Below are 23,251 nucleotides of genomic sequence, written 5' to 3'. Positions count from 1 at the left end.
CCGGGACGTAACGCGGCAAACACTCTGCGGGTGCAGAGTGTTTGCAATGGCTGAATATCAGAACTCAGCGCATTCAACGGCCGATTTGAGCGTTGGTATTCGCATTGCTGTTCGCGTTGGAAACGCTGTTGTTGATCGTAAAATTAGTGGTGGGCTGGGGATGATCGTATTTGAACGATTTGAGCGCGTCCGAAAGCTCACGCCGACTGACGGAGTCATTATGTGAATGTTTGGCGCAAGCGCCGCCCATCTGACCGCCGCCCAGTATCATACCAATCACCGAGTAAAAGTTTCCCACTGCTTGTAGGAGCATATCTATTTCGCCTCTATGAACGTTCTGGAAATGTTATCCACGTGATAAAAACCACCGAATAAAGTACCTGCGAACAGGTAACTATCTGTGGCAAGCCTGAAAAAAAGGTTCCCATTGGGGCCGCCCAAAAACAGTCACAGATTTACTCCACGTCCTTCCTGATCCTGAACCAAGCCGCGTACAACGCCGGCAAGAACAACAGTGTCAACGCCGTCGCCACGATCAACCCCCCCATGATCGCCACAGCCATGGGCCCGAAGAACACACTGCGCGACAACGGAATCATCGCCAGCACCGCTGCCAGCGCCGTCAGCACAATCGGGCGAAAGCGTCGGACGGTGGCTTCGATAATTGCCTGCCAGGGTGCCAGGCCGGCCTTGATGTCTTGTTCTATCTGGTCCACCAGAATCACCGAATTACGCATGATCATGCCCGACAGCGCGATGGTGCCGAGCATGGCGACGAAACCGAAGGGTTGGCGGAACACCAACAGGAACAGGGTCACGCCGATCAGCCCCAACGGTGCGGTGAGAAAGACCATGGCCGTGCGCGAAAAGCTGCGCAGTTGCAGCATCAGCAAGGTCAGCACCACCACGATAAACAGCGGCACGCCGGCCTTCACCGAGTTTTGCCCCCGCGCAGAGTCTTCAACCGTACCGCCCACCTCCAACAGATAGCCGTCCGGCAGCTCGGCTCGCACATCGGCGAGCGTCGGCAAGATCTGCTGCACGAGGGTCGCCGGCTGTTCCTTGCCATAGATATCGGCCCGTACGGTCACTGTGGGCAGACGGTTGCGACGCCAGATGATGCCTTCTTCGAATCCATATTCGAGGGTGGCAATTTGCGACAGCGCCACGCTTTTACCATTGTCGGTGGGCACGGCCAGGCTTGGCAGGCGCGACAGCTCGCTACGCTCATGCACCGTGCCGCGCAGGAGGATCTCGATCAATTCGTTGTCCTCCCGATACTGGCTGACGCTGGCGCCGGTCAGGGAACTCTGCAGGAATTTCGACAGGTTGGCAGTGCTCACACCCAGGGCACGGGCACGGTCCTGGTCGATATTCAGGTATACGATTTTGCTCGGCTCTTCCCAGTCCAGATGCACATTCACCACATGGGTATTTTCGCGAACCTTGGCCGCCACTTTGCGCGCCAGCGAACGGACTTCTTCGATGTGCTCGCCAGTCACACGAAACTGCACGGGGTAGCCTACGGGCGGGCCGTTCTCCAGGCGCGTGACCCGCGAACGCAGCGCGGGGAATTGCTCGTTGAGGGTTTCGATCAACCAGGTGCGCAGGCTTTCTCGCTCCTCGATGGTGTTAGCCAGCACCACAAACTGGGCGAAGCTGGCAGCGGGCAATTGCTGGTCCAGTGGCAGGTAAAACCGTGGCGAACCGGTGCCCGCGTAGGCGACATAGTTATTGATGCCGGCATGCTCCTTGAGCAACGCCTCCAGGCGCTTGACCTGTTCGGCGGTGTTGCTCAGGGAAGCGCCTTCGGCCAGTTTCAGGTCGACCATCAACTCCAAGCGACCGGAAGCCGGGAAGAACTGTTGCGGCACGAAGCGAAACAGTGCAACCGAGCCGATAAACAGCAGCAGGGTCAGCACGATCACGGTTTTACGCCGCTGCACGCACCACTCCACCAGACGCCTTACACGCTGATAGAAGGGTGTGCCGTAAGGGACCGGGCCGTCGGTGCCGTGTTTGGCCGCATGAATCTTCGCCAGGTCGGGCAGGAGTTTTTCCCCCAGGTAGGGCACAAACACCACGGCCGCCACCCAGGAGGCCAGCAGTGCAATGGTCACCACCTGGAAGATCGAACGGGTGTATTCACCAGTGCTCGATTGCGCGGTGGCAATCGGCAAGAAGCCTGCGGCCGTGATCAGGGTGCCGGTGAGCATGGGGAATGCGGTGCTGGTCCAGGCGAAACTCGCGGCTTTGAGGCGGTCGTAACCCTGTTCCATTTTGATCGCCATCATTTCCACGGCGATGATCGCGTCATCCACCAGCAAGCCCAGGGCCAAGACCAAGGCGCCCAGGGAAATCTTGTGCAGGCCGATGCCCAGGTAATACATGGCGGCAAAGGTCATCGCCAGTACCAGCGGAATCGCCAGGGCGACGACCATGCCGGTGCGCACGCCGAGGGAGAAAAAGCTCACCAGCAAAACAATCGCCAGCGCTTCAGCCAATACCTGGACGAATTCGCCGACGCTGGTCTTCACAGCTGCCGGCTGGTCCGACACCTTGCGCAGCTCCATCCCTGCCGGAAGGTTCTTTTGCAGGCGTGCGAATTGCGCTTCAAGGGCCTTGCCCAGTACGAGGATGTCGCCACCGTCGCGCATGGCCACGGCCAGGCCGATGGCATCTGCGCCCATGTAGCGCATGCGCGGTGCCGGTGGGTCGTTGAAGCCTCGATGGATGTCAGCCACGTCACCGATGCGGAAGGTGCGATCCCCCACGCGTATCGGAAAGTTGCGGATCTCCTCTACTGTCTTGAAGTTGCCCGAAACGCGCAGTTGCACGCGCTCGGTGGGGGTTTCAAAGAAGCCGGCGGTGGACACCGCATTTTGCTCCTGCAACGCCTGTTGTACCGCAGCCAGAGGCAAGCCGAGGGTGGCGAGCTTGAGGTTGGACAGCTCGATCCAGATCTTCTCGTCCTGCAGGCCGAGCAGCTCGACCTTGCCCACATCCGGGACGCGTTGCAGCTGGATCTGGATGCGGTCGGCGTAGTCCTTGAGCACCGCATAGTCAAAGCCGTCGCCGGTCAGGGCGTAGATATTGCCGAAGGTGGTGCCGAACTCGTCGTTGAAAAACGGCCCCTGGATATCCGGCGGCAAGGTGTGGCGGATGTCGCTGATTTTCTTGCGCACCTGGTACCACAACTCAGGAATCTGCGCCGAACGCATCGAATCACGGGCAATAAAGGTGACCTGGGATTCACCAGGACGGGAGAACGACACGATGCGTTCATACTCACCGGTCTCCATGAGTTTTTTCTCGATTCGCTCAGTGACCTGGCGCGAAACCTCCTGGGCCGTGGCTCCAGGCCAGTTGGTCTTGATCACCATGGCCTTGAAGGTAAAGGGCGGGTCTTCGCTTTGTCCCAACTTGGTGTAGGACAAGGTGCCAACCACGGCCAGCAGGATCATCAGGAACAGTACGATCTGGCGATTACGCAACGCCCATTCGGAAAGATTGAAACCCATGGGGACTACTCCTTGGCCGCCAGATTCACTACACGGTTGGAGCGATCCACCGGGCGCACGGGTTGGCCCTCATGGAGCACATGCACGCCTGCGGCCACCACCCAATCGGTGGCGGCCAAGCCTTCGAGTACCGGCACGGTGTTTTCGCCAAACGCACCAATGCGTACAGGGGTGCGTTCAAGGGTGTTGTCCGGTTTTACACGCCAAACGTAGGACGCACCGTTCTCGGCACTCAGGGCAGACAGCGGTACCGATAGGGGAATGACACCGTCGACCTGGATGAAAACCCGTGCGCTTTGGCCCAGTTCGGCGGGCACTTTGCCGCCGGTGAAGGCTACGCGCGCGGCGAAGGTGCGAGACTTGGGGTCGGCGGCAGGCGACAGTTCACGAATGCGCCCGGCGAAGCGTTGCTCTGGCTGGCTCCACAACTCCACCGACACCGGCTGGCCGATCTTGAAGCGGCCAAAGCCCTGCTCGGGCAGGCTGATCAAGACTTCACGCTCGCCATCGGTGGCCAGGGTGAACACCGTCTGGCCAGCGGAAACCACTTGCCCCACCTCGACGGCACGCTTGGCGACTACCCCATCCTGAGGCGCACGCAGCACGGCGTAGCCGGCCTGATTGCTGGACACATCGAACTCGGCCTTGATCTGCTTCAGGCGTGCTTCACCGGCTCGGTAGAGGTTTTCGGAATTGTCGTACTGCGACCGACTGACCATCTGACGGTCCATCAAGGTCTTGTAGCGATCTCGCTCCGCACGCACCAAGCTCAGATTGGCCTCTGCGGCGGCTACTTGGGCGCGGGTGGCCTCCAGTTGCAGGCGCACGTCCTGGGGGTCGAGTTCGGCCAGCGGCTGGTTGGCCTTGACCCGTTCGCCCTCCTCCACCAGGCGCTTGCTGACTTTGCCGCCGATGCGAAAGGCCAGGTCCGGCTCATAACGGGCACGCACCTCACCGGGGTAGCTGTCCATTGCCTGCGCCGACGGCTGCGGTTGCACCACCATGGCCGGGCGCACGGTGGTCTGGGCCGCTTCTTCATGGCCGCAAGCGGCCAACAGGAAGATCAGGCTGACAGGCAAAGCAAGGGGCAGGAAAGCGCTGCGCATGCTGAAGGACCTTTCGCAAATAGAGCTTGGAATAATTATACTGGCCGGTATGTTATTAATACCAAACTCACCAGTCCAGTATTAAAGGTGAAAATGTCCGACAATCCTCTGAACACCGCAAGCCCCGGGCGCCCCAAGGACATGGCAAAACGCCAGGCAATCCTCGAATCGGCAAAATCGCTGTTCCTGGACAAGGGCTATGCAAACACCAGCATGGACGCCGTCGCCCTGGCGGCCGGCGTATCGAAACTCACGGTCTACAGCCACTTCACCGACAAGGAGACGCTGTTCACCGCGGCGGTAGTGGCCAAATGTGAAGAGCAATTGCCGGTGATGTACTTCGAGCTTCCCGAAGGCATGCCCGTCGAGACGGTGTTGCTCAACATCGCACGCGGCTTTCATCGGCTGATCAACAGCGAGGAGTCGGTAAACCTGCATCGCCTGATGATGACCACCGGCAATCAGGACGTGAAACTCTCCCAGATCTTCTTCAACGCCGGCCCCATGCGCATGCTGCAAGGCATGGAGCGCTTGCTCGGCAAGATTGACCAGGGCGGCGCGCTGAGCATCGACACACCGTTCAAAGCCGCGGAACACTTCTTTTGCCTGCTCAAGGGCACGGCGAACTTTCGCTTGTTGTATGGCTGCGGCGGACAATTGAGCGCGCAAGAGGCCGAAGAGCATGTGCAGGACGTGGTGCAGTTGTTTATGCGGGCCTATCGCAGCACGGGGCTCGACAGCACCGCATAGGCGGTAGCAACCGACGGTAACCACGATGCGAAGCGAGTCGCTCTTGATCTGCTCTTGATCTGCTTTTGATTTGATCTTAAGCGCCCCGTCAAACCACGCTGGCCGGAATTCGACAGGGATTTGGGGGGTAAACCGGCAGGGATGCCGGTTTAGCCGCCCCGCGCCATGGATGGCGCGTGGCGGCGGCCCCCCAACTCACTGGCGGATTACGGGCACACCGAGCCCAGGCGAGGTGCCGAGTGGTGGGGCAAGAGCGTTTTGCTTACTTTTGCGCTTTTCAAAAGTGAGCCGCTGTCAGAGCGGAACCCTAGGTGGCCGTTACCGCAGGAATGGATATGTACACAATCTAACTGTGTTGACTGCCAGGCAGCCTTCGCGAGCAAGCCCGCTTGTATGCTAGGACTTGAAGGGAGGAGAAGGGACAAAGCCCGATTCTGACTGTTGACGCAGTACAGACCGTGGGAGATTTCGCCCCTCCTCCTTTCACCCAAGCGCCGATAAAGAATGCATCTGGCTATGACCGACGATAGGAACAAGCCTGCGCCTCTGGGTGAGCCCTTCAAGTGCTCAAAACCTTAGCCCGGAGGAAGCCCCATGGCAATGCCAGTTTCTGTCTCAAAGCCAATCGTAGGCGTCGATGTCGCTAAGAATGAACTGGTGATTTATCACGCTGAAGTCGATCTGTTAGAAACAATCCCAAACACCAAAGCCGCTATCAAAAAATGGCTGAAGGCCTTGTCCTGCAAAGTGGCCATCGCAATTGAAGCCACCAATATCTACCACTTGGAGTTTGCTGATCTAGCTCATGAAGCTGGTTGCGTGGTTTACATGGTTGGAGGTTATGAGCTCAAGCATTACCGCGAAAGCGTGAAGATCCGGGCCAAGACCGATGCTTTGGATGCCAAGCTGCTCGTCCGCTATTTGAGAAAGGAGGCAGACGAACTGCGTCCCTGGACACCTCCATCACCGCTGTATCGCCATCTTCTAAGCCTGTTTCGTCGGCGCGCAGCCTTGGTTCAGGCGCGCGTCAGCCTGACGCAAAGCTGGGCGAACGAGCCGCTTCTTAAGGCCTCGTTTGCCGAGCAGGTGAAGTCGATGCAGAGACTGGAAGGGTTAATCGAAAAAATGATCAGTGACTGCCTGAAAGAAGCAGGTTTACTGGGTCAGTTGAAGCGTTGCTTGAAAGTCGAAGGCATCGGTTTTTTGACTGGCGCGCGTTTGATTGCCACCTTCCAACGGGGAGAGTTCAGGAATTCGGACGCGTTTATCGCCTTTCTTGGTATGGATTTGCGCGTCAACAAGTCAGGACAGAAGGATGGTCGTCGTAGTTTAAGTAAGCGCGGCGACTCAGAAGCTCGGCGCCTGCTGCATAACGCAGCGATGGCGGCTAGCCGAACAGAGACATGGAAAGCGTTTTATCAAGCACAGAGGGCGCGAGGCTATAGCACCACACAGGCGCTGGTAATACTGGCCCGCAAGCTTGCTAGGGTGGTGTTCGCTCTGCTGAAAGGGCAAAGCGAATATCAGCCAAAAGTTGGTTGAGGGTTGCCCCTCAACCATAGAATCTCCCACAGTTTGGATAGCGGGGCGTCAGGTAGACAGGTGTCGGCTTTCAGGCCGTCATCGCAGGCAAGCCAGCTCCCACATTTGGATTGCGGCGCGCCAGAGAGATAGGCATCGGCTGTCAGGCCGTCTTCGCAGGCAAGCCAGCTCCCACAGTTGGATCTCGCCGCACCTGGGAGATAAGTGCTGCTGTTTGCAGCTTACGGCTTGAGCGCTTTCTTGGGATAAATGTCGTAGCGGCTGGACTTGCCATCCAGCGCATGGCTCGGCTTCGGCCCCTCAATGCAGGGTGCCTTGCGCGGACGCTTGACCACCACACGATGGCTGGCCAGGGCCAGAGCCGCCGCGAGCAACGCCGGGGCATCCGGGTCATCGCCCACCAATGGGCGGAACAGGCGCATTTCCTTCTTCACCAGGGCGGTTTTCTCACGGTGCGGAAACATCGGGTCCAGGTAGATCACCTGAGGCGGCTCGCCCTGCCAATTGAGCATCACGTCGATGGAGTTGCCCTTGAGCAGCTTCATGCGCGCCACAATCGGCGCCACGTCAAAATCCTCGGCAGCGCGGGCCAGACCATCTTCGAGCAAGGCGCCGATCAGCGGCTGGCGCTCGATCAGGCTCATCTCACACCCGAGGCTGGCCAGCACGAACGCGTCCTTGCCCAAGCCAGCCGTGGCATCCAGCACCCGCGGGCGCACGCCCTGGGCGATGCCCACCGCCTTGGCGATCATCTGCCCGCTGCCGCCACCATACAACCGCCGATGCGCCGCGCCGCCTTCGACAAAGTCGACCCGCACCGGCCCTGGCGCATCAGGCCCAAGCTGTTGCAACTGCAAGCCGTGCTCCCCCACTTGCAGGGAAAAATCCGCATCGGCCACCTGCAGAGGCAACCCCAGCAGCGAAGCCCACTGTTCAGCGCGGGCCTGGAAGCTGTCAGCCAAGGCTTGGACCTGGATGCGGCTGGCCGCTGGTTGTTCGTTCATCAATCGCCACGCTCAAAAATATTAAGGATCGGCAAACAACGGCCGATAAAAATCACAGTCAGGTATTTTGCCAGAGCTGAGCGTCGACCGAGAAAAATGTCAGACATTCTTCCCCTTTCCATCGGTGTACTGCCGACCCACAACCATTACGGCCTGCGCAATACCCAAGCGCTGGCCGGGGTGAGTCATGTGTGGCAGGACTTCTTCGCCCGTGCGTTGGCCGAGCAGCTCGGTGAAACGTCGGACGCGCTCGCCGCCAAGACGCCTGCCCCGGCAGACCCGGCGGTTGAACCCCGCGAAGGCGCCGACCTGCTGGCGCAGATCCTCACCCAGCGTGAGTGCGATGTGAAAGACACCGAGATCGCCCCGCCGGAACCGCTCTTCCTGCCAATTGCCGAGTTCGAAACCGAGCTGCTGCCACCGGCCGCGACGCCGTTCCCGGAAGAAGAAATAGTCGCCCAGCAACGCCAGCAAGCGTTTGAGAGCGAGTGGGTGCGCCCCATTGTGCTGAACGCCGGCCAACCGCTACCCGCGCCGGGCCCGGCGCCACAACCACGCCCACTGCACCTGCCGATTGCCGAATTCGAGCTGGACCTGCTGCCACCGGCCGCCACGCCGTACCCCGAAGAAGAACTGCTGGCGCAGCAAAAGGCCCTGGATTTCGATTACTACTGGGCGCGCCCGCTGGTGACCCACAACCTGCGCCTGGCCGCCTGAACCTTAGCGACACACCCACCAACGCCCCATGTCCAGATGGAAATGGTTGCGATGGGCGGCGTTGTAGTCCGGGCTCAACACCACGTTGAAATCATCACAGGCGCCATCGCGTACCAAGCGCAGGAAACGCGCACTGTCGCCCTGGCCCGGCCAATCCTTGAGCACGCTGATGCTGCGCCCATCGGCCAGGCGAAAACCGGCGATATCCAGGGCATTGGCCGAGGCATGCTGGCTGAGCCTCCCGTCGGCGCGATTGTAGATGTTACGGCAGGCAAAACTGCCCAAATGCTCGACGCGGCTCACCGCCTGGCCAAATACCGCTTGAGCCGCCGGCTGCAGGCTATGTCGCTCGAACAAGGCGAACGCCACCGCCAGCGGGCAACTGGCAAGAAAGCTGCTGCTCAAGGCCACGTCAGCGCCCTGCACGCGCAGGACACTGCGCAAGGGGCACGCTGCATCAGTCGGTGTATCGGCCTGGCGGCTCACGCGCAGACCAGAGGTGTTCAACACCTGGTCACACAGCGCTGGATCATCCTGCAAACGACTGAGCTTGTAGCGCGTCAACAGGTTGGGGCTCGCTCGCACATCCAAGGGCGCCCAGGGGTTCCATTCAGGCGGCATCGGCACCCAACCGCGCCAGACAGCCAACGCAAATGCCCCCACCAACAACAGCAACACACTCAATGTCTTGACCACACCCACGGCTCAACCCTCAAAGTAGTCCGAGCTGCTCCGCCACGGGTTCTCGATGCAAGGCAGGCAGCGGCGGTAGCCCTGGCAGGCGCACCATCAGCTTGGCGTGGAAGCGCAGCGCCAGCTGTGCCGCGAGACGGTTGTCCGACGTGTGCAGGAACATATAGGGCGTGCGGCCCTCTTCGATCCAACTGGCAATCTTTTCCACCCAGGGAATCAGGAACGGGTCATTGGCCTCAAGGTCCGGATGCCCGATGAAGCGCACCTGGGGAAACTGCGTCAGGGCCGCCGGGCGCGGTGGCACCCGGGGCTTTTTTGACTGGGCATGCAGCACCGCTTCCGAGGTAGAAGTACAACTGAACAGTGCACGGGGATCGAGGCAGATGCGCTCGACACCGCGATCGCGCAACAGGCGGTTGAGCATGCGCTCAGCATCACCCTTGGCAAAGAACTGTTCATGACGCACCTCCACGGCCAGCGGCCGATCAATGCCATCGAGAAATCCAGCCAGCTCCGCCAGGCGTGGCGGCGTAAAGCTCTTCGAGAGCTGCAGCCACAGCGGTGAAACGCGCTCACCCAGCGGGCTCATCAAGCCGACAAAACTTTCTGCCGCCGGCAACTGTTCACGCAAATCGCCAGCATGGCTGATATCGCCGGGGAATTTGGCGGTGAAGCGAAAATCATCAGGCATGATTTCGGCCCAGCGCTGCACAGTGGCGGCCGAGGGGCGAGCGTAAAAAGTGGTATTGCCCTCAACGGCGTTGAAGACCTGGGAATAGAGCCCGAGGTAATCGCTGGAACGTGCCTCAACGGGATACAGGTACTCGCGCCAGGCGTTTTCACTCCAGGACGGGCAGCCGATGTAATAAGGCAAACGCATCAGATATGGATATCGAGACCCAGCACTTCCATATCCCATTCGACAAAGCCGGCAGTGGTCAGGTAGCTGGCCAGGGCGGTGGCAACGCTTTTGCTCATGGAACGGGGAAAGACCATGTCTTGCTGACGGGCAGGAACGCCGCTGATACGTGCGCTCGAGGCGCCTTGAGCTTTGGAAGGCGTATCGGTGTGTACTTCGATGAAGTCCGGTGAATCCTCGACGGACTCGTCTACCGTCACGCTCGCCTTGCGCGGCTTACGCTTGAGGGGGTACGACTGTGAGGAAAAACCGTCTATACGCATACATGCAGACTCGGTATCAATGATGGCAATTTAGCGGCACTTTCCATGGCGCGCAAATGCTCTGGTGATAACTAGAACACATAATTTGTAAAAGGTTTAAAAACCCAGGCAAATTCTGACGATTGGCGAAATTTGCCGCGTAACGCCCACATTTTTGACGTCAAATAATCCCGCGTTCGGCCTTGGTCTGCGCGACTTTATCGCGCAGGTACACCGGTGCTGCCTGGTCCGCCGCAATCGCCTCGCCGCGCTCGAATGCAAAACGTGCCAACGCCAGCAGGTCTTCGGCGTGGGGCAACATCGCCGCGTCCTGTTCGGCGCAGGTCACCTTGATGCGTTCGCCATAACCCCAGCCCGTACCGGCACCGAACCAATCGCCGCTGGCGTCAGCGGGCAGTTGCGCCGCTTCGGGGGCCAGCACCGCTTCCGTGCCGACCAGGCGCATTTCGCCTGCGGTCTCACGGTAGCAACCCCAGTAAACTTCATCCATGCGCGCATCAATTGCCGCTGCCACGTGCGACGCCCCGTGCTCACGCAACGCGCGCTGGGCCAGTACCGCCAGGTTGGACACCGGCAGCACCGGGCGCTCCAGCGCAAAGGCCAGGCCCTGCACCACGCCAATGGCAATGCGCACGCCAGTGAATGCACCGGGGCCACGGCCGAACGCGATGGCATCCACGGCAGCCAGGGTGGTACCGGCGTCTTCAAGCAGTTGCTTGATCATCGGCAACAATTTCTGCGCGTGCAGGCGCGGGATCACCTCGTAGTGGCTCGTAACCTTGCCATCGTGCAGCAAGGCAACGGAGCAAGCTTCAGTCGCGGTGTCCAGGGCCAGCAGGGTGCTCATCGGTGTGGGTGTCCAAGTCGGAAAAAAGTGCGCCAGTATAAACAACAACGGCCCGCAAGCGGGCCGTTGTCTGTGCCGCCGATCACAGGATCAGCTCAGTGCTTGCAGCACCTTGGCGGTGATGGCCTCTACCGAACCCACACCTGGGATGTGGCTGTATTTCGGCTTGCCCTGGGCTGCGGACAGCTTCTGGTAGAAGTCCACCAGGGGCTTGGTCTGGGAATGGTAGACCGACAGGCGATGACGCACAGTTTCTTCGGTGTCGTCTTTACGCTGCACCAGGTCTTCGCCAGTGACATCGTCCTTGCCTTCGACTTTCGGCGGGTTGTAGACGATGTGGTACACGCGGCCCGAGCCTTCGTGAACGCGACGGCCAGCGATACGCTGGACGATCTCTTCGTCTTCAACTGCGATCTCGACCACGGCGTCCAACTCCACGCCCGCCTTCACCAAGGCTTCAGCCTGGGGAATGGTGCGTGGGAAGCCGTCGAACAGGAAACCGTTCTTGCAGTCTTCCTGGCTGATGCGTTCCTTGACCAGGTTGATGATCAGGTCATCGGAGACCAGGCCGCCGCTGTCCATCACGCTCTTGGCGATCAGGCCCAGCTCGGTGCCAGCCTTGACGGCCGCACGCAGCATGTCGCCGGTGGAGATTTGTGGAATGCCGAATTTTTCAGTGATGAACTTTGCCTGAGTACCTTTACCGGCCCCGGGAGCTCCCAGCAGAATGACGCGCATCGATGTGCTCCTCAATTTTTTATAGAGATGACGCTCGGATTCGCCGCGTGGGGCCAATCTCGTAAAAATGTGGTTCTAGGCCGATCAAACGGCCAAAGGCTGATCAAGATACACAGCGGGCCCTCACCATACAAGCCGCCAAAAGTAGGAGAAACCCGCGCCGCACATGCGTCAGCGCCAGGGTGTGCCTGAGCGCAACCCGCCTGCTCAAAAGACGACCGCCCGTTTCCGGGCGGTCGTCGTGGTTTATCCGCAAGCCATTGAGTGCACGCAAAAAACCTCAACCGGTGTTGCGCAAACCGGCCGCAATACCGGCCACGGACACCAGCAGCGCCTGTTCCAGAGGGCTGTCTTGCGCAGCCTCCTGCTGACGGGAACGTGCCAACAACTCGGCCTGCAACAGGTGCAAGGGGTCCAGGTAGGTGTTGCGCAGGCGGATGAACTCCAGGGTGTCGGGGCTATGGGCCAGCAGCTGCGACTGGCCGGTCAGGCCAAGCACCACGTCACACGCCTGCGACAATAGGTCGCGTAAGTGCGCACCCAATGCCAGCAGGTCCGGCTGCACCAGACGCTCATCATAAAGACGGGCGATATCGGCATCGGCCTTGGCCAGCACCATTTCCAGCATGTCGATGCGCGTGCGAAAGAATGGCCACTGCTCGCGCATCTGCCCCAGCAATTGACCTTCACCGCGCTCCAGCGCCTTGCTCAGTGCCGCTTCCCAGCCGAGCCAGGCGGGTAGCATCAGACGCGTCTGGGTCCAACCAAAAATCCACGGGATAGCGCGCAAGCTTTCTATCCCGCCCGCACGGCGCTTGGCCGGGCGACTGCCCAAGGGCAAACGGCCCAACTCCTGCTCCGGCGTGGACTGGCGGAAGTACTCGACGAACTGCGGATTTTCCCGCACCACGGCCCGGTAAGCGCTGACACCGTCTGCCGCCAGTTCGTCCATCAGATGACGCCAGGCAGGCTCGGGAGGGGGCGGCGGTAACAGGGTCGCTTCCAGTACCGCTGCCAGGTAGAGATTGAGGTTCTGCTCAGCGATATCCGGCAGACCGAATTTGAAGCGAATCATCTCGCCCTGCTCAGTGGTACGGAAACGCCCCGCCACCGAGCCCGGCGGCTGCGACAGGATAGCCGCGTGTGCCGGGCCACCGCCACGACCAACGGTGCCGCCGCGACCATGGAACAACAATAGCTCCACTTGTTGCTCGCGGCAGATATCCACCAGACGTTCCTGCGCCCGGTACTGCGCCCAGGCGGCGGCCGTGGTGCCCGCGTCCTTGGCCGAGTCCGAGTAGCCAATCATCACTTCCTGCGGGCCCTGCAAGCGTGCGCGGTAACCCGGCAATTGCAGCAGGCGCTCCATCACCGGTCCGGCGTTGTCCAGGTCGGCCAGGGTCTCGAACAACGGCACTACGCGCATCGGCCGTTGTACGCCCGACTCTTTCAACAGCAGTTGCACCGCCAATACATCCGACGCGGCGCCCGCCATAGAGATGACATACGAACCTAATGACGCCGCCGGTGCGGCGGCGATTTCCTTGCAGGTATTCAATACCTCGGCAGTGTCCGCCGAGGGTTTGAAGTAACCCGGCAGCAAGGGCCGCCGATTGGCCAGTTCCTGGGTCAGGAAGCTGATACGCGCATCCTCATCCCAGTCCTCATAACGCCCCAGGCCCAGGTAGTCGGTGATTTCGGTCATGGCCGCCGAGTGACGGCTGGAGTCCTGACGCACATCCAGGCGCACCAGGAACAGGCCGAACGTCACGGCACGGCGCAGGCAGTCGAGCAGCGGGCCATCGGCGATCACGCCCATGCCGCATTCGTGCAGCGATTGGTAGCACAGTTGCAGAGGGTCGAGTAGGTCGCGGTTGTCCTGCAACACCTCGGCCGGCGCCGGGGTGGTGCTGGTCAACGAGGTGTGGGCCCACTGGCGCGTGGCGCGCAGGCGTTCGCGCAGTTGCTTGAGCAAGGCACGATAAGGTTCGACGCTGTCGCCGACTTTCGCTTGCAACGCCGGGCTGGCCTGTTGCATCGACAGCTCGGAAGCCAGTTGATCAATGTCACGCAGATACAAATCCGCCGCCATCCAACGCGCCAGCAGCAGCACTTCGCGGGTGACCGGCGCGGTGACGTTGGGGTTGCCGTCACGGTCGCCGCCCATCCACGAAGCAAAGCGAATCGGCGCAGCCTCCAGGGGCAGGCGCAAGCCGGTGGCGGCGTGCAGGGCCTGGTCGGCCTTGCGCAGGTAATTGGGAATGGCGTGCCACAGCGAATGCTCGATCACCGCAAAGCCCCATTTGGCTTCATCTACCGGCGTGGGGCGCACGCGCCGGATTTCTTCGGTGTGCCAGGCTTCGGCGATCAAGCGTTGCAAGCGCTCGCGAATCTGCTCGCGCTCGGCGGTGGTGAGATCGCGGTGATCCTGCAAGGCCAGTTGCGCGGCAATGGCATCGTATTTCTGAATCAGCGTGCGGCGGGCCACTTCGGTGGGGTGGGCGGTGAGCACCAGCTCGATGTCCAGCCGCGCCAGCTGCCGGGCCAAGGATTCATTGCTGTGCCCTTCGCTTTGCAGACGGGCCAGCAATTCTGGCAAGACGCGGGATTCGAACGGCGCAGATTGCGATTCATCGCGCCGATGAATCAACTGATATTGCTCGGCAATGTTGGCCAGGTTGAGGAACTGGTTGAAGGCCCGCGCCACGGGCAGCAACTCCTCCTCCTGCAACTGATTGAGGCTGGCGCTCAGTTCATCACCAGCGGCATTCTGCGAAACGGCTCCACGGCGGTCGGCCTTGGCGCCTTTGCGGATCTGCTCGATCTTATCGAGGAAAGCCTCGCCGTACTGCTCTCGAATGGTGTTGCCCAACAGCTCACCCAGCAGGTGAACATCCTCACGCAAGCGTGCATCGATATCACTCATCAGCCAATCTCCAGCCAGAAATCCGGGACGCGCAGGTGCTTCAGAGTGCCGCCGACGTCGGTTTCTGACAAGGCCGAACGCGAACGACTTTAAACCTTGGCGCTTACAGCTAGTCTCAACGATGAGTCGCCGCGTTATTTTCACGCAGGCGGCTGGTCACTCATCACCGCCTGCCATCGCAGGCTTTATTGAGGTAGCCATGAAAATTCGAGAACTGGCCCAGCATTGGGAAGAAACCGCCAAGGGTCGTTTGACCAAGACTGAATACGCCATTCATCTGGATGTAGAAGCCGCTGCCCGGCTGGCGGCCATTGCCGAGATGTACCCCAAGCGCCACGTCGAAGAACTGCTCGGCGAGCTGATCGGCGCCGCACTGGAAGAGCTGGAAGCCAGCTTTCCCTACATCCAGGGCCAGCAGGTGATTGCCACCGACGAAGAGGGTGATCCGCTGTATGAAGACGTCGGCCCCACCCCACGTTTTCTCACGTTATCCCGTCGCCATTTGCATGATTTATCAGCCGTTGCTGACGAACAAAAACACTGATAAACATTTATTGACGTCAATTAAACCCACGTATTCCGGGCCTTTTACAGGCCCGGAGGTACCGCTGCCCGCCGCGAAAGTTCCATTTTTTAAACATTGACCAGTCAGTCAGATATTTTTTTAGGCAAATCGCCATATCCGCTGAACTTTTGAAAAAAGCCTCCGGTCACAGCCAGTAGCCATCACTTGTGGAACGGTCGTTTGAACGGACGCCATGTGCTTTACCGACGGGCCCGAAATCGATACGCCCCGATGGATTTTGATGTTTTTCAGGAGTTATCCAATGGAGTTGAAGACGATGAACACCAGCACTGCCAAATCCTCGTTTAACCACCTGCGCGGGCTCAAATTGGCCGCGCTGGCAATCGGCACCAGCTTCGTTCTGGCGGGCTGCGCCGGCAACCCTCCAACCGAGCAGTACGCCGTAACCCAATCGGCCGTCAACAGCGCAGTCAGCGCCGGCGGTACCGAGTATGCGGCGGTGGAAATGAAGTCGGCCCAGGACAAGCTCAAAGAAGCTGAGATTGCCATGCACGACAAGAACTACGACAAAGCTCGCCAACTGGCTGAACAAGCCGAGTGGGATGCTCGCGTCGCTGAGCGTAAAGCCCAGGCTGCCAAGGCTCAACAGGCTGTGAAGGATTCCCAGAAGGCTGTTGACGAACTGCGTAAAGAAGGCATGCGCCCAGCTGCAATCATGCAGAAGTAAACCGCTGCCACTTGACTGCATCGCACCTGATATCGAATTGAAAGGACGACACGACTATGCGTAAACAATTGATGATCCCTGCCCTGCTGGCGATGAGCGTTGCCTTGGCGGCCTGCTCCACCCCGCCGAACGCGAACCTGGAAAATGCGCGGACCAATTTCTCGTCCCTGCAAACCAACCCACAAGCCACCAAGCTGGCTGCGCTGGAAACCAAAGACGCCAGCGACTGGCTGGACAAGGCTGACAAGGCCTACCGCGACAAAGAAGACGAGAAGAAAGTCGACCAACTCGCATACCTGACCAACCAGCGCGTTGAAGTGGCCAAGGACACCATCGTCCTGCGCGAATCCGAAGCCAAGCTGAAAAACGCCGGTGACGAACGCGCCCGTGCCCTGCTGGACGCGCGTGATGCGCAGATCAAGCAACTGCAAAACAGCTTGAACGCCAAGCAAACCGATCGTGGCACCCTGGTGACTTTCGGTGACGTGCTGTTCGCCACCAACAAGTCCGACCTGAAATCCAGCGGCCTGGTGAACATCACCAAGCTGGCTCAGTTCCTGCGCGACAACCCAGACCGTAAAGTGATCGTCGAAGGCTACACCGACAGCACCGGTTCTGACTCGTACAACCAGAGCCTGTCGGAGCGTCGTGCCGCTTCCGTTCAACGTGCACTGGCTCAACAAGGCGTGGATATCTCGCGCATCGTGACCCAGGGTTATGGCAAGGAATATCCGGTTGCCGATAACGGCAGCGTTTCCGGCCGCGCCATGAACCGTCGCGTTGAGGTGACAATCTCCAACGACAACCAGCCGGTCAAGCCACGGTCTTCCGTCGCTAACTGATCATTGGTCTGGTAAAAAGCCCCGCCTTCAGGCGGGGCTTTTTCGTTGCCATTCATGAAAGCGTATTCAAGCTTTAGTCATTGAGGTATCCGAAGGTGATGCGATTGCCACAAAAAAACCACCAGAAACGGTGGTTTTTTTGACTAGGGAAACTTGATCATGCGATCAGTATCTTCATCCGGCGGCGTTATCTTTTTGTTATGACGGGAGGTATCAGATGAGCAACCTGCCAACTGATTACGCGCCTGTTCTTGCGCATCCGCCCGCTCCAACGCCTGATGCGCCCTGGCCATAGCCAGCATATTGCATATCGCATCAATTCTTATCACTGCCTTCCCGCCCCCACTGTGCGTAAGTTACATCGCCCTTTGTGGTACCTGACGCAATTAGGTTCCAAACAATTTCGTTACACGCCCCCGGTACGCCGATAAGTGCAATGCCGCTGACATGAAAAACCTGTCGATAACTGACAGGTTTTTAAGGGTTGCCTATCAGTAGGTGACTGAGCCTTGATTCTCGCCACCGCCGGCCTGAATCTGGCCTTGGCCAGCTGAGCCACCTTCACCGGCTTGGCCACTTTGAGCCGCTTTTTTTTCCAGCAGTTGCTTCAGCATTTCAAGCAGCTCTTCAATGCTTTCTCCCCCACCAGCGCCTTGGCTTGCTCCGGAACCTTGAGCGCCTCCACCCCCCTGGGAACCACCGGAACCAGAACCTTGCGAACCTTCACCGCGCTTAGCGCGGATTTGCTCTTGAAGTTGCTGGATTTGCTGATCAAGACCTTGCGAAGCCCCCTGAGAACCTCCCGAATTGCCGACGCCAATTGAAGGTGCTGCGCCAATACCATTCATAAAACTCGTACTCCAGATTGATGAAATAAAGTGCGCTGATCAGCCAGGCCAATCAGTACCTCATCTGTGGCGTACGAATGAAGATGGTTCCAATCTGTAAAGGCTCGAAAGCCCTTGAGCAACTAAGCTGCACACCGGATGGTTTTTGGGCTCACTGTTGCAACTGCGGGGTTTCCTGCCCCATGCAACGCACGGCCTGCTTCTTGTTATTGACCAGCACGCCGCTCAAGCCTTTCTGTTCGGTATCAAACATCACCAACACGCCGTCAACGCACTGCGCCACTTGCGCAGCCGGGGTCAGGGAGATCTTGTAATCCTCGCCCGGCACTGTCTTGAGCATGGTGAAGTCGCTGAGCAGCAACGCATCTTCGGGCTTGGCGAAGTGCAGGTAGCCGTAGTACCACAGGCACCCTACGGTGCCGATGATGGTGCCGATGCCGGTGAGAATCAGCGGGATCATATTGCGTTCTTCGCTCATTGCGGGCTCTCTGATGAATCAACTTTAGGAACAGGGTAATTCGGGATTTCTCCCAGGCGGCGCAAGCTGTTGAAGTGCTGCGGGTCGTCCAGATAACGCAGCATGACGGTTTGCCAGGTTTTGTCGGCAAAGGTCTGCACATGGCCGCCACGGGTCAGTTGCAACACCCTGGGCGGGGGGGCGGCCTGATACAAGCGGATGCCATTGGACACCGGCACGATAGGGTCATCCAGGCTGTGGAACAGCAACTTGGGCACGCCGGTCAGCCCTGGCATGGCCTTGATCGCACTATCGCCGTCAGGCACCAGCCATGACAGCGGCACCTGCAACGGCCAGGTTAACCAGGAAGTGCTCAAGGCGAATTGTCCTACGTCACGATAACTGGCGGGTACGCCGTCCAATACCAGCGCCTTGAGTTGGGATTGGCGCTCCGGGTGGGCTGCCAGGTAATGCACTGCCAGTGCACCACCCAGGCTTTGGCCGAGGATAATCAGCGGTTGACCCTGGGTTTCAGGCGCCTTGTCGATCCAGCTGAAAGCGGCGTCGATATCCTGGTAGATCGCCGGCAACGATGGCTTGCCTTCCGAAAGCCCATAGCCACGATAGTCCAGCAACAGCACTTGATAGCCCTGTTCCGGCAACCACCAACTGCCCCCCAGGTGCCAGGCGAGGTTACCGCCATTGCCGTGCAAATGCAGGACGGTGCCCTTGAGCGGTACACCGGGTTTGGCCGGCAGCCACCAGGCGTGCAGTTTCACGCCATCTGCAGTGGTGAGCGTGACGTCGCGGTAGGGAAGATGGGCTTTTTCCGGCGTGAAGGGCAGGCCGGGCTCGGGGTAGAACAGCAAGGAGCTGCAGCCGTTCAGTGTGAGTAGCAGGCATAAAATGCCGAGGATTCTCATCCGTTGAAGCCTCGCGAAAGTTCTGAAGACCCGTGCAGATCAAATGTGGGAGCTGGCTTGCCTGCTCCCACATTTTGATCCGGTTTCGTCCGTTAAAGGATATTGGAGTAATCCGCCTCGATCCGGTCCAGGCTCAAGTGGTTGAGGAAGTTGGAGAAGCACATCCAGGCCGCCAGCGCGTTCATGTCGCGAAACTGCTCCGGCAGGTACTTGGGCGGCACCACCAGGCCTTCGTCGACCAACTGGCGCAGGGTACGCATGTCTTCAAGGGTGGTCTTGCCGCAGAACAGCAGCGGCACTTGCTCCAGCTTGCCTTTACGTACAGCGAGCTGGATGTAGTTGTAGACCATGATAAAGCCCTTGAGGTAGGACAAATCCTTGGTAAATGGCAGACCGGTGGGCACCGAACCACGGAATACCCGGCTGGCATTCCCATAGCTTTCGGCCATTTCAAAGCCTTGCTCGCGGAAGAACTCAAACACCTGCAGGAAGTCCGCCCCCTCCTCCACCATATGGATGGCACGTGTCCGGTTGGTAAGTTTGCGCAGGCGGCTGGGGTAGGAGGCAAACGTGATGATTTCCATCAGGATCGCCAGGCCTTCCTGGGTGACGGTGGACGACGGCGGGCCTTTGGACAGGAACGTGCAGATCGGCTGGTTCTGGCCGTTGAGGGTGGTGCCCACATGCACCAGGCCTTCATGCACCTCCAAAGCGCGCACGTCGCGGTCGTTGAACATCGCGTCGGCGCGGATCTTGATGTAGTCAGCGCCCGCCGCTGCGTCGGCGACAATGCCATCGGACTCGAATACGCGGATGGTTTCTTCCGCCTCGCCAAATACCTTGTTCAGACGGGTTTGCAGCAGGCTGACCGCATCTTTGGCGGTGAGGGTCTTGGCTTCGTCCTTGAGGTCACCCCTACCGTCGATGTTGTTGAGGTAATCGGAGAGCATCAGGCCAAGGTCGGCCAGGGTCGGGTCGCCGGCGTGGAACGCATCGGAGGCGGCGCCGTACAGCTCTTGGGAAATCAGACCGAAGTCCTCGGTGCCGCGCGCTTCAAGCATGCGCACCACCATGCGGTATTCGCGGCACATGCGCCGCATGATCTGCCCCACCGGGCTGAATTGTCCAAGGCGACGGGTGATGTCGCGCTCGATGTTCTGGAATTCCAGCTTCACCGCGCTGGAGTCGAACGACAGCGGTCGGTTCAGGTAGTAATCGCGGTCTACGGCAGGCATCGCCTTGCCCTTGGCCTTGAGAAATCCCTGGCGAATGTTTTCGTCCCATTTCACCGCATCGAGAACGCGGATCGGTGTTTGCGCCAGCACAATGCGATCGGACAAGGTGCGTATCGTCTGCTGGTAATCGTCCACCCGGTGCTTCCTCTTTAAACGTTATTGGCCCACGCGCAGGTAGCGCACGGCTTCAGCAGCAAGCCCAGCTCCCCCAAAGCAGATTGCGCACAGGGCTAGACCGAGGCCAATACCAGGTGCATGTAACGCTTGAGAATTTCAAGCATCTCGTCACCCGTCAGAGGCTCTGCGCCGCCCAACAGGCCCTGATATTCCATCCGACTGATGATAGCCGTCAACACCTTGGCATCCTGCTGCGGCTCACGGGAGCCCAATACCTGGAAAAACTGCCCGGTACCCTGCAACAGGATCTGTTGATGGGAGCGTACCAGTTCGGCCAGCCGCGGGTTCAGCAGGGCTTCCTGGCGAAAAGCCTGCTCAGCCATCAGGTATTCGCGCCGGTTGGTCAGTTGGCGCAGCACATAGTCAGCGGTCAGGCGCGCGATATCATCGGCCAGTTGCGAGCGCGACTCCGGACTGCCATCGCCATAGGCGACCATCTCGCGCAACAGGCCTTCGTTGCGCACCCACAGTTTGCCCATGAAAGCGGCGCTGCGTTCCACGTACTGGGCGAAGGTATCGGTGAGCAGGTCGTCGATGTCTTTGAAGTAATAGGTGGTGGCCGACAGCGGCACCCCCGCCTCTGCCGCCACTGCCCGGTGACGTACGGCCCGCACGCCATCGCGCACGACGATACGCATGGCCGCATCGAGAATGTCTTGCCGGCGTTGCTCGCTGCCCCGTCGGCTGGCCTTGCGGCCCTGGTACTGAACGCTTTCAGCCACGGCAGCAGCAATGCCGGCGGCACCTTCTTGAGCTATTACGCGGTTCACCACACTTCTTCCTTTAGAGGTGACGCGGAGCGTCACAGGGTGCATTCCCACGCGGAGCGTGGGAACGATCACTGACGAGCACCACTTGAACAGGCCACATAAAAAAGCCGCCTTATAAAAGGCGGCTTCGGATTTCGCTACGGTTACGCTTGCGGCCGCATGTGCGGGAACAGGATCACGTCGCGGATCGACGGCGAGTTGGTCAACAACATCACCAGACGGTCAATGCCGATACCTTCACCGGCAGTCGGCGGCATGCCGTACTCCAGGGCCCGAACGAAGTCGGCATCGTAGTGCATGGCTTCGTCATCACCGGCGTCCTTGTCGGCCACCTGGGCCATGAAACGCTCGGCCTGGTCTTCCGCGTCGTTAAGCTCGGAGTAGGCGTTGGCGATTTCGCGGCCACCGATGAACAGCTCGAAACGGTCGGTGACGTTGGGGTTGTCGTCGTTGCGACGGGCCAGCGGCGACACTTCGAACGGGTACTGGGTAATGAAGTGCGGCTGCTCCAGCTTGTGCTCCACCAGTTCTTCGAAAATCATCACCTGCAGCTTGCCCAGGCCTTCGAAGCCCAGCACCTTGGCGCCGGCTTTCTTGGCAATGGCACGGGCCTTGTCGATGTCGTTGAGGTCGTCAGCGGTCAGCTCGGGGTTGTACTTGAGGATCGAGTCGAACACCGACAGGCGCACGAATGGCTCGCCGAAGTGGAACACCTTGTCGCCGTACGGCACGTCAGTGCTGCCCAGCACCAGCTGTGCCAGCTCGCGGAACAGTTCTTCGGTCAGGTCCATGTTGTCTTCGTAGTCGGCGTAGGCCTGGTAGAACTCCAACATGGTGAATTCAGGGTTGTGACGGGTCGAGACGCCTTCGTTACGGAAGTTGCGGTTGATCTCGAACACCTTTTCAAAGCCGCCCACCACCAAGCGCTTGAGGTACAGCTCCGGCGCGATACGCAGGAACATTTCCATGTCCAGCGCGTTGTGGTGGGTTTCGAACGGTTTGGCTGCGGCACCACCCGGGATGGTCTGCAGCATCGGGGTTTCCACTTCCAGAAAGTCACGCTGCATCAGGAAGCTGCGGATGTGAGCAATGACTTGCGAGCGTACGCGGAAGGTCTGGCGCACGTCTTCGTTGACGATCAGGTCAACGTAGCGCTGGCGATAGCGCTGTTCGGTGTCGGTCAGGCCGTGGTGTTTGTCTGGCAGCGGGCGCAGGGACTTGGTCAGCAGGCGCACATTGGTCATCTCGACGTACAGGTCGCCCTTGCCGGAACGGGCCAGGGTGCCTTCGGCTGCGATGATGTCGCCCATGTCCCAGGTTTTCACCGAGGCCAGGGTTTCTTCGGACAGGGTCTTGCGGTTGACGTAGACCTGGATGCGACCGGTCATGTCCTGGATCACCATGAACGAGCCACGGTTGAGCATGATGCGACCTGCCACCTTGACCGGGATCGCAGCCTCTGCCAGTTCTTCCTTGGTCTTGTCCGCGTATTGCTTCTGCAAGGCATCGCAGTAGTTGTCGCGACGGAAGTCGTTGGGGAAGGCGTTACCCTTGGCGCGCTCGGCAGCAAGCTTTTCCTTGCGCAGGGCGATCAGGGAGTTTTCTTCCTGTTGCAGGGCTTGCGGGTCGAGTTGTTGGTCGCTCATGTCTTTAAATATTCCATCAGGTTCGTTGCCCCCAGCCTTCGGCGGGGGATCGCGGGCAAGCCCGCTCCCACAGA

22 protein-coding genes are annotated in these 23,251 nt (G+C 59.6%); 6 read left to right on the top strand and 16 right to left on the bottom strand.

The window, feature by feature from the left end:
* Window positions 1-73 precede the first annotated feature (73 nt).
* The 3 genes from RHM69_RS28080 to RHM69_RS28070 all read right to left on the bottom strand — a co-directional run bounded on the left by RHM69_RS28080 (window position 74) and on the right by RHM69_RS28070 (window position 4,627).
* Window positions 74-313, bottom strand: coding sequence for a hypothetical protein (locus tag RHM69_RS28080; protein ID WP_019817869.1), 240 nt, complete (start codon window positions 311-313; stop codon window positions 74-76).
* A gap of 142 nt (window positions 314-455) precedes the next feature.
* Window positions 456-3,521, bottom strand: coding sequence for an efflux RND transporter permease subunit (locus RHM69_RS28075; protein ID WP_200600451.1), 3,066 nt, complete (start codon window positions 3,519-3,521; stop codon window positions 456-458).
* Between the two features lie 5 nt (window positions 3,522-3,526).
* The gene (locus tag RHM69_RS28070; protein ID WP_014717215.1) at window positions 3,527-4,627 is read right to left on the bottom strand and encodes an efflux RND transporter periplasmic adaptor subunit; all 1,101 of its coding nucleotides are present in this window, start codon (window positions 4,625-4,627) and stop codon (window positions 3,527-3,529) included.
* Window positions 4,628-4,720: 93 nt separating this feature from the next.
* Between RHM69_RS28070 and RHM69_RS28065 the strand changes: the two genes are divergently transcribed.
* Together RHM69_RS28065 and RHM69_RS28060 are read left to right on the top strand one after the other, a co-directional pair.
* On the top strand, window positions 4,721-5,377 hold the full coding sequence (locus tag RHM69_RS28065) for a TetR/AcrR family transcriptional regulator (protein ID WP_019817872.1): 657 nt from the start codon (window positions 4,721-4,723) through the stop codon (window positions 5,375-5,377).
* Window positions 5,378-5,977: 600 nt separating this feature from the next.
* Window positions 5,978-6,919 (top strand): IS110 family transposase, encoded by a 942-nt coding sequence (locus tag RHM69_RS28060; protein WP_172832683.1) that lies wholly within the window; start codon window positions 5,978-5,980, stop codon window positions 6,917-6,919.
* A 221-nt stretch (window positions 6,920-7,140) separates the two neighbouring features.
* Here RHM69_RS28060 and RHM69_RS28055 read toward each other — a convergent pair whose 3' ends face one another.
* Window positions 7,141-7,923: a class I SAM-dependent methyltransferase gene (locus RHM69_RS28055; RefSeq protein WP_014717213.1), complete on the bottom strand. Its 783-nt coding sequence runs from the start codon at window positions 7,921-7,923 to the stop codon at window positions 7,141-7,143.
* A 96-nt stretch (window positions 7,924-8,019) separates the two neighbouring features.
* Here RHM69_RS28055 and RHM69_RS28050 point away from each other — a divergent pair, with 96 nt between their 5' ends.
* Entirely contained in the window at window positions 8,020-8,640 is a 621-nt protein-coding gene (locus RHM69_RS28050; protein WP_014717212.1) for a hypothetical protein, read from the top strand.
* A 3-nt stretch (window positions 8,641-8,643) separates the two neighbouring features.
* Here RHM69_RS28050 and RHM69_RS28045 read toward each other — a convergent pair whose 3' ends face one another.
* The 6 genes from RHM69_RS28045 to ppc form a co-directional block, all read right to left on the bottom strand.
* Window positions 8,644-9,342, bottom strand: coding sequence for an extensin family protein (locus RHM69_RS28045; protein WP_014717211.1), 699 nt, complete (start codon window positions 9,340-9,342; stop codon window positions 8,644-8,646).
* Between the two features lie 10 nt (window positions 9,343-9,352).
* Window positions 9,353-10,213: a DUF72 domain-containing protein gene (locus RHM69_RS28040; protein ID WP_038449171.1), complete on the bottom strand. Its 861-nt coding sequence runs from the start codon at window positions 10,211-10,213 to the stop codon at window positions 9,353-9,355.
* Window positions 10,213-10,515 (bottom strand): hypothetical protein, encoded by a 303-nt coding sequence (locus RHM69_RS28035; protein ID WP_034126521.1) that lies wholly within the window; start codon window positions 10,513-10,515, stop codon window positions 10,213-10,215. The genes RHM69_RS28040 and RHM69_RS28035 overlap by 1 nt, the downstream gene beginning before the upstream one ends.
* Before the next feature lie 160 nt (window positions 10,516-10,675).
* The gene (gene tsaB / locus RHM69_RS28030; RefSeq protein ID WP_014717208.1) at window positions 10,676-11,362 is read right to left on the bottom strand and encodes a tRNA (adenosine(37)-N6)-threonylcarbamoyltransferase complex dimerization subunit type 1 TsaB; all 687 of its coding nucleotides are present in this window, start codon (window positions 11,360-11,362) and stop codon (window positions 10,676-10,678) included.
* A 90-nt stretch (window positions 11,363-11,452) separates the two neighbouring features.
* A complete protein-coding gene (gene adk / locus RHM69_RS28025) occupies window positions 11,453-12,100 on the bottom strand; it encodes an adenylate kinase (protein ID WP_003189104.1) in 648 nt (215 codons plus the stop codon).
* Between the two features lie 280 nt (window positions 12,101-12,380).
* Window positions 12,381-15,026, bottom strand: a complete 2,646-nt coding sequence (ppc, locus tag RHM69_RS28020) for a phosphoenolpyruvate carboxylase (protein ID WP_014717207.1) — start codon at window positions 15,024-15,026, stop codon at window positions 12,381-12,383.
* 199 nt (window positions 15,027-15,225) lie between these two features.
* Here ppc and RHM69_RS28015 point away from each other — a divergent pair, with 199 nt between their 5' ends.
* The 3 genes from RHM69_RS28015 to RHM69_RS28005 all read left to right on the top strand — a co-directional run bounded on the left by RHM69_RS28015 (window position 15,226) and on the right by RHM69_RS28005 (window position 17,121).
* Complete coding sequence (locus RHM69_RS28015; protein ID WP_014717206.1) at window positions 15,226-15,570, top strand: hypothetical protein; 345 nt, start codon at window positions 15,226-15,228, stop codon at window positions 15,568-15,570.
* Between the two features lie 283 nt (window positions 15,571-15,853).
* A complete protein-coding gene (locus RHM69_RS28010) occupies window positions 15,854-16,279 on the top strand; it encodes a DUF4398 domain-containing protein (RefSeq protein WP_003189094.1) in 426 nt (141 codons plus the stop codon).
* 56 nt (window positions 16,280-16,335) lie between these two features.
* Window positions 16,336-17,121 (top strand): OmpA family protein, encoded by a 786-nt coding sequence (locus RHM69_RS28005; protein WP_003189093.1) that lies wholly within the window; start codon window positions 16,336-16,338, stop codon window positions 17,119-17,121.
* 491 nt (window positions 17,122-17,612) lie between these two features.
* Here the strand turns inward: RHM69_RS28005 and RHM69_RS28000 are convergent, their stop codons facing one another.
* The 6 genes from RHM69_RS28000 to lysS all read right to left on the bottom strand — a co-directional run bounded on the left by RHM69_RS28000 (window position 17,613) and on the right by lysS (window position 23,177).
* Window positions 17,613-17,969, bottom strand: coding sequence for a hypothetical protein (locus RHM69_RS28000; protein ID WP_014717203.1), 357 nt, complete (start codon window positions 17,967-17,969; stop codon window positions 17,613-17,615).
* A 151-nt stretch (window positions 17,970-18,120) separates the two neighbouring features.
* Window positions 18,121-18,447, bottom strand: coding sequence for a hypothetical protein (locus RHM69_RS27995; protein ID WP_003172217.1), 327 nt, complete (start codon window positions 18,445-18,447; stop codon window positions 18,121-18,123).
* A complete protein-coding gene (locus RHM69_RS27990; RefSeq protein ID WP_200600385.1) occupies window positions 18,444-19,349 on the bottom strand; it encodes an alpha/beta hydrolase in 906 nt (301 codons plus the stop codon). Before RHM69_RS27990 ends, RHM69_RS27995 begins: the two co-directional genes overlap by 4 nt.
* 92 nt (window positions 19,350-19,441) lie before the next feature.
* On the bottom strand, window positions 19,442-20,719 hold the full coding sequence (locus tag RHM69_RS27985) for a flavohemoglobin expression-modulating QEGLA motif protein (protein ID WP_014717201.1): 1,278 nt from the start codon (window positions 20,717-20,719) through the stop codon (window positions 19,442-19,444).
* Window positions 20,720-20,814: 95 nt separating this feature from the next.
* On the bottom strand, window positions 20,815-21,531 hold the full coding sequence (locus RHM69_RS27980; RefSeq protein ID WP_014717200.1) for a TetR/AcrR family transcriptional regulator: 717 nt from the start codon (window positions 21,529-21,531) through the stop codon (window positions 20,815-20,817).
* Window positions 21,532-21,674: 143 nt separating this feature from the next.
* The gene (gene lysS / locus RHM69_RS27975) at window positions 21,675-23,177 is read right to left on the bottom strand and encodes a lysine--tRNA ligase (protein ID WP_003189082.1); all 1,503 of its coding nucleotides are present in this window, start codon (window positions 23,175-23,177) and stop codon (window positions 21,675-21,677) included.
* Window positions 23,178-23,251 lie beyond the last annotated feature (74 nt).

The sequence above is a fragment of the Pseudomonas sp. CCI1.1 genome, from assembly GCF_034348165.1.
Lineage (GTDB): Bacteria > Pseudomonadota > Gammaproteobacteria > Pseudomonadales > Pseudomonadaceae > Aquipseudomonas > Aquipseudomonas paracarnis.
This window is presented reverse-complemented; position numbering and strand designations above follow the sequence as displayed.